Source organism: Candidatus Amarolinea dominans (assembly GCA_016719785.1).
Classification (GTDB): Bacteria; Chloroflexota; Anaerolineae; order SSC4; family Amarolineaceae; genus Amarolinea; species Amarolinea dominans.
Window position 1 is genome coordinate 403,319 of record JADJYJ010000004.1, and the last position, 8,840, is coordinate 412,158.

The 8,840-nt window shown below is 65.1% G+C and carries 8 protein-coding genes; 4 read left to right on the top strand and 4 right to left on the bottom strand.

The features are described 5' to 3' along the window. Positions 1-11: 11 nt before the first annotated feature. Genes IPM84_08250 through IPM84_08265 form a run of 4 tightly spaced genes read right to left on the bottom strand, consistent with a single transcriptional unit; the run spans position 12 to position 4,839 of the window. Positions 12-1,916 carry a caspase family protein gene (locus tag IPM84_08250; protein MBK9092755.1) on the bottom strand — a complete coding sequence of 635 codons (1,905 nt, stop codon included), beginning with the start codon at positions 1,914-1,916 and terminating at the stop codon, positions 12-14. Between the two features lies 1 nt (position 1,917). Beyond that, complete coding sequence (locus IPM84_08255) at positions 1,918-3,720, bottom strand: RNB domain-containing ribonuclease (protein ID MBK9092756.1); 1,803 nt, start codon at positions 3,718-3,720, stop codon at positions 1,918-1,920. A 49-nt stretch (positions 3,721-3,769) separates the two neighbouring features. After that, positions 3,770-4,375, bottom strand: a complete 606-nt coding sequence (locus tag IPM84_08260; protein MBK9092757.1) for a 3'-5' exonuclease — start codon at positions 4,373-4,375, stop codon at positions 3,770-3,772. Further along, positions 4,372-4,839 (bottom strand): NUDIX domain-containing protein, encoded by a 468-nt coding sequence (locus tag IPM84_08265; protein MBK9092758.1) that lies wholly within the window; start codon positions 4,837-4,839, stop codon positions 4,372-4,374. The genes IPM84_08260 and IPM84_08265 overlap by 4 nt, the downstream gene beginning before the upstream one ends. Before the next feature lie 694 nt (positions 4,840-5,533). On the opposite strand from IPM84_08265, the gene IPM84_08270 reads away from it, so the two are divergent. From IPM84_08270 to IPM84_08285, 4 genes are all read left to right on the top strand, one after another. Next, complete coding sequence (locus IPM84_08270) at positions 5,534-6,763, top strand: hypothetical protein (GenBank protein ID MBK9092759.1); 1,230 nt, start codon at positions 5,534-5,536, stop codon at positions 6,761-6,763. Positions 6,764-7,263: 500 nt separating this feature from the next. Next, complete coding sequence (locus IPM84_08275) at positions 7,264-7,404, top strand: hypothetical protein (protein MBK9092760.1); 141 nt, start codon at positions 7,264-7,266, stop codon at positions 7,402-7,404. After that, positions 7,401-7,733: a hypothetical protein gene (locus IPM84_08280; protein ID MBK9092761.1), complete on the top strand. Its 333-nt coding sequence runs from the start codon at positions 7,401-7,403 to the stop codon at positions 7,731-7,733. The genes IPM84_08275 and IPM84_08280 overlap by 4 nt, the downstream gene beginning before the upstream one ends. Next, positions 7,675-8,840, top strand: a 1,166-nt coding sequence (locus tag IPM84_08285) for a hypothetical protein (GenBank protein MBK9092762.1), incomplete at its 3' end; no start/stop codon positions are given. The genes IPM84_08280 and IPM84_08285, both read left to right, overlap by 59 nt.

Sequence of the window (8,840 nt, forward strand, 5' to 3'; positions counted from 1 at the left end):
CATTCCGTGTTCTACGTTCCGCGCGCCACCACCACCTGCACGGCGATCCAGTCATCGTCGTCGCGGCGGCGGCTTGGTTCGGTAACGGTGCGGGTCTGGCCGGGAGGCGGAGTAGAGGGCGGGGGCGGCGGTGCGGGAACACCCTGCGCTTGCAGGGACGCTCGGCCCAGCGCAGAGAGTGCAGCGGGCGCCTCACGTCGCGTGCGGCTGTGCGTGAGCAGTTCGAAGGGGATCGGCTGGGTGGCTGCAAACAGCTTGATGACCACGGACGCCTGGGCCGGCGGCAGTTCGAGCGTCAGCGGGCGGCCCGGCGTCAACGGCAGCGATGCGCCTGACCCAGGCGGCCAGAACTGCACCGGCTCTGCGCCTTCCTGGCAGGTGAGCACCGCCACATGGAGATCGCGTGCCCAGGTGTTGGTCACAGACAGGCGCACAACGGCGCCCGGCTCCGCGGCGGCCTGCTGCGGGCTGCTCATGGTCAAGCCGCGGCCGGCCGCGTCGGTCAGCTCCAGGCGCAAAGAACCGGCCAGGCGGCTGTCTGGATTGGCCAGGCGCAGGAAATTGCGCTGCCAGGCCAGGCCGGCCAACCTTTCAACCACGTCGGTCTGCCAGAGAAAATCCTTGCGCGGCAGACCGGGCAGCAGCGGCTGACCCTTGTCATCCAGGAAGCGCGTCTCGGCCGCGCTGACCTCGACCGTCACCGCGGCGTCGCGATCCACAACGGCCAGGAGCGGCTGTTTTTGCAGCTTGGCGATGAGCGGCGCGTTGGCCGCCGCAGGGTTGACCGCCACGCGGAGCTGCATGGCGGGCCGCGTCGTTTCGAGCAGCGCCCATTGCCCGGCCTGCCCGCCGCTGCCGCTGACGATCGCGGCCTGACATTGGTGCAGCGTCAGGCCCAGCGGGACGATTTCGACCAGCGCACCGCTGCCCACCTGGCTCAAGCGCCGCGTGCCCGGCGGCGCCAGGCGCAGGCGATCTCCCACATCCAGCCCCAGCGCCAAGCCGCCGCCCAGGCGCACCAACCCAGACGGGGTCATGCCCAGAACCGGTACGTAGAACATCTGGCGCACCGCCTCGCGGCCGAAGATGCTGTAATCGAGATGGCCCTCGACCTGCGGCCGCTGCTGCGGCGAAATCTGCGCCACGCGCAGGCTGACGCTTTCCCACAGATCGCGGTAGGTCTTCACTTCGCCGCCGGCCAGCGCGGTGAGCAAGGCGTGCGACAGCGCGCCACGCACGGTGTTGGCGGCCAGCTTCAGCTCGAAGGCCGATTCGGCGCCCTGGCAGGCATAGAAGGCAATGAACTGTTCGCCGGCCGGCTGCCACATGGGCGCGGGCGCGGCGGACGCGGCCGCGGCGGATTCCACCAGGCGTGAGCCTGCGACGGGGGTCGGCGGTTCCAGACTGCGCGACCAGGCGGGAAAAGGCGCATCACCATCGGCCCGCGTCATGCCCGCGGAATGGCAGCTATCGAAGATCAAGACCAGGTCGCCGGCCTGCCGTTCGTTGACCAGGCGGCCGAAGAACGGGTTCAGTTCGTCATCGAGGATGTCTGGCGCCAGGCCGTCCGGGTCACGACCGTCGTGCGGCACCAGGGACGAATCCCAGCCATCCGCCTCGTCGCCGTGAATGTCCGGCACGCGCGAGCCATGCCCGCTGTAGTGGATCAGGACCAGGTCGCCGGGCTGCGTGGCGTCCACCAGGTCGGCGAACGCGTTGAGGATGGCCTTGCGGGTGGCTTGTTCGTCCACCAGCGTGGTGATGTGATCGAAAGCATGGGCATTCGTGAGCAGGTCCGCCAGCGCGGCCACGTCCGCAGGCGGCCCGTGCAGTTGGCGCTCCGGCGGCAGATGCGCGTAGCGGCCAATGCCGATCAGCAAGGCGCGTTTGGCAGGAAATGGAGATGTTGTGGTCATGTTACCTCGCTATACGAAATCTTGCGTCAAGCCTGGGTAGATCAACACTGCGCAACTGCACGACCAGCCGGGTGTCGAGCGGAAGGTCGCCCGGCAGGTGAACGGTTGGCTCCAGGCCGAGTTCGGGCAGGATGACTGTGCCTTGCAGGCCGCGCTTGTCCACCAGGATGCCCTCGCCCTGCCAGTCCGGGTGCTGCAGCAGGTACACCAGGGTCCAATGGGTGTTGGACTTGTTCTCGGCCTCGCGCAGGCTGCTGTTGACGGCTTCGACCGCGCCGATGCGGGCCAGGATGTCGGCCTGGCTGAGCAGCGGCTGCCCGGCCAGGTGACGGCGAAGCTGCTGATGCACGACCAGGTCGAGGCAGCGGCGCAGGGGCGAGGTGGTCTGCACGTAGGCGGGCAATCCCAGGCCGCCATGCGGATCGGCCACGGTGCGGTACTGGCTGCGACGCATGGTCTTGCGCAGGGCCAGCATCTGCGAGAGGGTGCGCGCACGGCGCAGGGCCGGCGTGGCCTCGTCCCCCACTTCCTGCGTTGCGAAAGGCAGGGGGATGTCATGTTGCAGGGCGAAGCGGGCGACGGCGTGCCCGGTCAGGATCATGGCGTTTTCGACCAGGCTGCGGCTGCGCAGGGAAGGCGCCGGTTCGATGACAACCGTCCCTTCTTGCACAAAAACGTCCACTTCAGGCAGGTTAATTTCGACCGCGCCCTGCGCCTGGCGCCAGGCGTGGTAGCCTTGCAGCAGGCGCCAGAGGGACGCCAGCGGCTCGTCGTCCAGGGCCGCGTCCGCGGCTTCGTAGGTTAGGCGGGTGACGCGCACCCGGCTGGGGGTAATCTCCAGGCTGTTGATCTGCCCGTTGGCGTCCAGACCGATGCCGAATGAGAGCGCGGGCGAGATGTCCTGCAAGCCCAGGCCGAGCAGCTCGGTGGCGCGCCAGGGCAGCAGGGAGATGACGGACTCCGGCAGGTAGAGCGTGGCTCCGCGGCCGCGTGCCTCCTCGTCTGCGGGATCATCCGGCCGCACCAGGGCGGCGGCGTCGGCCACGTGGACCCAAATGCGACCGTCCGCGTCCAGGCTGATGGCGTCATCGGGCGAGGTGGTGCGCGCATCGTCAATGGCAAAGGCGGGCAGGTGCGTCAGATCACGGCGCGCTTCGTCCGGCAGGGAGGGCAGCGGCAGGTCAGGCGAGGCGGTGGGGAGGGTCAGGCGCTGCGGGTAGGGGTTGACGGTGACCGGCCAGAAGCCCGTTTCCAGGAGCAGGGCATGGGCGCTTTCCGGCGTCTCCTCACGCTCCAGATCGCGCAGGACGCGGCTGCGGGGCTGGCGTCCCAGGGCCACGGCTTCGACCTCCCTGAGGAAGCGGGCATCGCCGGGCGCGGTCTGCTGCTGGCGCACGCGTTGGGCAAATTCGGCCCAGGCCGCTTTTTCAGCCGCCTCGGCGCGGCGCGCCTGCTGCTTGTGCTCCACCTCGTCAGGCGAGCACGCGGTGATCTGCGCCGGCGTGCCGCGGAAAAAGAGGCCGTCGCTGACGAGCTGCCAGGCCGCCCAGGCGGTGGCGGGCGTGAACGCGCCGTAGATGAGATCGGCCAGTTCGGGCAGGGTGGTTTCGCTGCCGGCCAGCAGTTCCCAGGCCGACTGCACGTCGCCCCGCTGCGGGGTCAGTTCGCCCAGGCTCTGCACCGGGCCGGGGTGCAGCAGGACGATGTCTTTGGGGCGCACATGCGCGGACTCGCCGCCCGGCAGGTCCAGGTCGAGCTTGTCGCCCAATTGCGCGACCCGCGCCGGGCGGTTCTTGTAGAGCACCAGGCTGCCGCTGCGGACGGCGTGTTCGATGAGAGTCAAAGCCTTGCCTTTACGCGGGGGAGTCGCTCGTGTGGTAATCCTGGCCGGCGATGGCGTGCAGGACGGCGCGGGTCAGGCGGGCGTCGTCCAGGGCGCGGTGACTGTTGGGCAGGGGGATGGCGCACTGACGGCCGGCGTTTTCCAGGCTGTGCCAGCGGTAGGAGCGGTAGGACGCGTTCCAGTCGCCGCGGAACTGGGCGTAGAGTTTCATGATGCACAGGCTCTGGCGCTCGTGACGCTGCCAGGGCAGGCCGTAGGCGGCATGGGTTTGGCGCATCATGCGCAGGTCGAAATCGGCGTTGTAGATGGCCAGGCGGCGCCCTTCGATCAGTTCGGCAATCTGCGGCCAAAGGTCGGGCCAGGCGGGCGCGGCGACCACCTCGGCGTCGCTGATGCCGTGGATGCGCACGACATCGGCCGGGATGGGCCGCTGCGGCCGCACCAGCGAGGTCAGCAGCACGCTGCCGTCGGCTTCGAGCAGGCAGACTTCGACAATCTCATCATAGGCGCCGAGGCCGGTGGTCTCGGTGTCCAGATAGAGCGGCCGGCTGGCCAGCGCGGCCAGGGCCAGGCTGGTTGCCTGCGCACGCGCGGAAGGGGTGACGATGTCGGTCATGCGGCCTCCGAATCCAGTGGTCGCTGCTGCAGGCGCTGGCGGTAGTGGGCCAGGTTGGCCTGGGTGACGACGGTGAGATTGGCGGGGAGTTCATCCAGGGCAAACCAGCCGATGGCGGCGCATTTGCCCGGTTCCCGGATGGTCGGCTCGCCGGAAACCAGCCGGCAGATGAAGGTTGGGGAGACCCAGTGCTGGCCTTCCGCGGGCAGGAGATGATCCACCACGTCGAGCAGGTCGCCCACTTCGATCTGGACGCCGTACTCCTCCAAAATCTCACGGCGCAGGGCATCGGCCAGGCGCTCGCCAAACTCCACGCTGCCGCCGGGGAATTCCCACAGGCCGCGCTCGTTCTTGGCGGCGGGTCCTCGCAGGGCCAGGAACAGGCGTCCGCCGTCATCGAGAATGACCGCGCCCACGCCCACACCGATATAGTCCACACCGCGTCGCATGGTGTTTTGGTTCATGGGTTGCACTCCTTTGCCAGACATCTTACTATGTCACCCTCCCGCAGCGCCATTTTACCATATGCATACAGTTGTCGGTAATCGTGTAACTGCTCACCCTGCAGGCCGATTTGGACAGGATGAACAGGATGTACAGGATTCTTGCTCTGTGGTGTGCAAAACTATCGGCACGAGAGTTCGAATATCCTGTCAATCCTGTGAATCCTGGTAACTGCTCACCCTGCAGGCCGATTTGGACAGGATGAACAGGATGTACAGGATTCTTGCTCTGTGGTGTGCAAAACTATCGGCACGAGAGTTCGAATATCCTGTCAATCCTGTGAATCCTGGTAACTGCTCACCCTGCAGGCCGATTTGGACAGGATGAACAGGATGTACAGGATTCTTGCTCTGTGGTGTGCAAAACTATCGGCACGAGAGTTCGAATATCCTGTCAATCCTGTGAATCCTGTCTGAATTCCAGGCAGGCCCAGCGGTTACGTAATCGTTCAATATGCGTTTGGATGTGATCACAGGGCGAAGGGACAAGTTATTATAGTTATCAATGTTGTACAACATCGTTTTTTAGTCAGCAAAGTTGACGGTTGGCGCGGGGGCGTGGTAGAATGACAGTGGCGGCTCACGAATCGCCTGGATTCGTTGAAACACGTGCCTGCGTTACCGCCATGCGTCGGGGATGTTGAGGAGGTTTCTCATGTCATCGCATCATCCGCTATTCCGTTCGTTGACCATCGTCGTTCTGATCGTCCTGGTGTTCAGTCCTCTGCAGCCGGTGGCCGGCGCCTGGCCGCTGGAGCGCGGAGAGGCAAGGCCATCAGCGGCTTCACAGCAGCCTGGCTCCGGCGTCTATCGCACCACCGTCACCTGGCGCAACCCGGTCATGCAGCGCAAGCTGACTGAGCTGGGTGTGATCGTTCTGCGCGAGGAGAGCGCCGACTCGGCCATCGTCCTCGCCACGGCCGGGCAGCTCGAAGACCTGGCCCGCCTGCGCTTTCAGCCCACGCACACCGATGATGCGGTGGCACTGGTGCAGCGCCAGGACGCCAACAAGGCCTGGCTGGCGCCGGCGGTCGAGCGGCTGGCCGCCACGCTTGGCCCTGAACCGGACAAGGCCAAATCCTTCGACAAAGCCAGCGAAGTCACCGCCGAGCAACGCGCCGGCCTGGCGTCGCTCAACAGCCTGGACGAGGACGGCGACGGCCTGACAAACACAGAGGAAGCCTGGTGGTGTACCGATCCGCTCAATGCCAACAGCGACGGCGATGCGCAGGCCTACAGCGATGGCACGGAAGTGGATGCCTTGCTCGACTTCACGTTGCCGCGCGGCATCCGCTGGGGCTATGGCCCACCGTTTGGCCCGCCCAACGCCTGGCCCAACTTCAACGATCGCACAGGTACACACGTCAACGTCTGCAACGACGGCGACTACGACACGATCCCGGACTTTGCCGAGGTCTTCGTCGTTGGCTCGCGCGTGCCCAACGAAACCACCGACAGCGACAAGTTCGACGATGGGCAGGAGTTATTTGGCGTGACCTACTGTCCGGGCGCGCCGACCAACTGCGGCTACGGCAGCTACCCGGCTATCGAATACTGGAACTACATCAAAGCGACCATGCCCAACTGGGTGCGTCCACCCGGCGACAACATCTTCGTGGCCGCTTTCCCAGTGCCGGAGGTGTCGGTCGTGCCAGGCTCGTGGACCGTCAACCGCGTGACAACGATCACCACGACGCAGGGGCAGATGACGCAGCAGACGAATTCGTATGAGACCAGCGCGGTTGGTGGTGTACTGGCGGCGAACGCTTTCAACAGCGATACTCCAAAGGATGTAATCCAGACTTACGCACACCTGCAAATTACACGGCGACCAAAGATGCTTGGACTAGTCAATGACCAGTCCAGGCGCACATGCCTCAACTAACCTAACTTAAAACACAGGCCAGGCGGGTCAGCCAACTCTCTGGATGGGATACAATATGCAATAAATCGGTAAGGCCAGCTGATAGCCAACGTCTGCATGGTATTCAAGTTACGCCATTTCACAACCCAGCTTCACTGAAACTCATACCAACGGCCACTCCTGGGGCGGCGCTCAGACCACCACCCACGAGGTCCACGAAGAACACACCATCACCCAGGGGCAAGCCTTCGCCACCGGCGAAAACTGGAGCACGGCCTGGGCGATTGACTCCAGCCATGCGGCCGACCTCACCTTCACCTACGAGATCAAAAACACTGGCACCGAGTATGCGCGCGACCTGACCGGCGTCATCTTCAACATCTACCGGGGCGACGACACGACGCCGATCATCTCCTACCCGGCCTGGCAGCAGTTCCCCAACGGCAAGATCGAGAACCCTCTTCCCGGCCGACCCGCCGCATCAGTTCGCCTCCAACAACGTGCCGCTGAGCCTGGAGCAGATGAAGCGCATTGACCTGGGCGAACCGCTGCGCGTCGTGCTCGAAGACTTCAACTACGACGCCGATGAGCTCTTCTACCAGGATGCCATCAACGGCGGCGTGACTGTCTTCATCGAAGACGGCGTGGATGTACGGCGATGACCGTGGACAGCTACGTCATTCCTACCTGGGGTGTAGAGAGCGTGCAGGATGTGCTGACCCGCTACTTCCCCGCCGGCTACGATGTGGATGGCAACCTGAGTTCGCTGTGGACGCCGGAGTTCAACGGCATCAACCCGCCCACCTGGCAGGAGCATTTCCTGTCCGACATCGCCTGGTGGAACATCTACCTGACGCAGGCCGATGCCGGTAACACGCCGCTCAAAGACCTGGCGGCCGAGGCCGGCGGCGCCATCCTCTTCCGCTTCAACCGTGACTCCGACCGCGACGGCTACCAGGATCGCGTCGAAGCTGCGCTACGGCACCGATGAGAACGACCCGGCCGATCATCCGCAACCCGAGATTCTGGCGGGGTATGTCAAATCCCAGGCTGGCAACGTCGTGACGGTCAAGCTGGTGCTGGAGAACAGCGGCACCTTCGACGCCTACGGCATCGATGCGGTGATGTACTCGCCCGACGACACCACGACCATCGGCAACAACACCGTCGGTGGCAACGGCAAGGTGCGCCCAGGCCAGCACGTCGCCGTGGGCAGCCTGGTCAAGCAACCAGGTCTGAGCCAATGGGGCAGCAGCACGGCCAAACCGTACAGCGGCGGCAACTACAGCGGGTCAACCGACCGCACGTACACCTTCAGCGCCGCCACACCGGGTGTGGTCGGTCAGAGCAGCACCGCGCTCAACTGGAATGATGGATCCGGTGGCAGTGGCTCTCTCCCGGTAGGAGGCAGCTATCACAGCCCGCTGCCCCTCAGCGTCTCTAACGGGTTAGAGGTGGGACTCACGACCGGCACGATCGCGGCCGGCGCCAGTTTCACTGTGACGGCGCTGACCCCGCGTGACACCTTCACCTACACCGTCAACAGCGCCAACCCCACACCGCCAGTGATCGTGGTCAGCTACAGCGACCCGCAGGGCAGTCACCGCTTCATCACGCCGGTGGAACTGCCAGGTCTGGACAGCGACCTGGCGCCGTATGCCGGCCAGATGCTGCAGCCGCTGGGGTTGGAGATTGCCGCCACTGGACAGGTTGACACCGATAGCAGCAACACAACGAACCTGGTCGTCAACAGCCCGCACCCGGCGACGATCCAGAATGGTCATCTCTACGTGGACTTCATCGCCGATGGGACGGTCGTGCTGCATCAGGAGCACACCCTGCCGGCCATCCCGCCGGGGCCGACCGTTTTCCCCGTGATCTGGGCGACGTCGGCCTTCACGCAAACCTACGATCCCGCGGCGGACAACATCCTGCTGGCCCATTGGACCGACAGCGAGGGCAACATCATTGACTCGGCCGCGCGGCCGCTCAACAGCTTCGCCGCCGATCCGACGCCAACTTTCGCCATGGCCGCTGCTGACGAAACCTGGGACTTCGGTACGGTAGCGCAAGGCGCCGTCATCAGCGACACCTTCAC

Coding starts and splice junctions, on each gene's coding strand:
- IPM84_08250 (MBK9092755.1), bottom strand. CDS start 1,916: ATGACCACAACATCTCCATTTCCTGCCAAACGCGCCTTGCTGATCGGC.
- IPM84_08260 (MBK9092757.1), bottom strand. CDS start 4,375: ATGACCGACATCGTCACCCCTTCCGCGCGTGCGCAGGCAACCAGCCTG.
- IPM84_08265 (MBK9092758.1), bottom strand. CDS start 4,839: ATGAACCAAAACACCATGCGACGCGGTGTGGACTATATCGGTGTGGGC.
- IPM84_08270 (MBK9092759.1), top strand. CDS start 5,534: ATGTCATCGCATCATCCGCTATTCCGTTCGTTGACCATCGTCGTTCTG.
- IPM84_08275 (MBK9092760.1), top strand. CDS start 7,264: ATGAAGCGCATTGACCTGGGCGAACCGCTGCGCGTCGTGCTCGAAGAC.
- IPM84_08280 (MBK9092761.1), top strand. CDS start 7,401: ATGACCGTGGACAGCTACGTCATTCCTACCTGGGGTGTAGAGAGCGTG.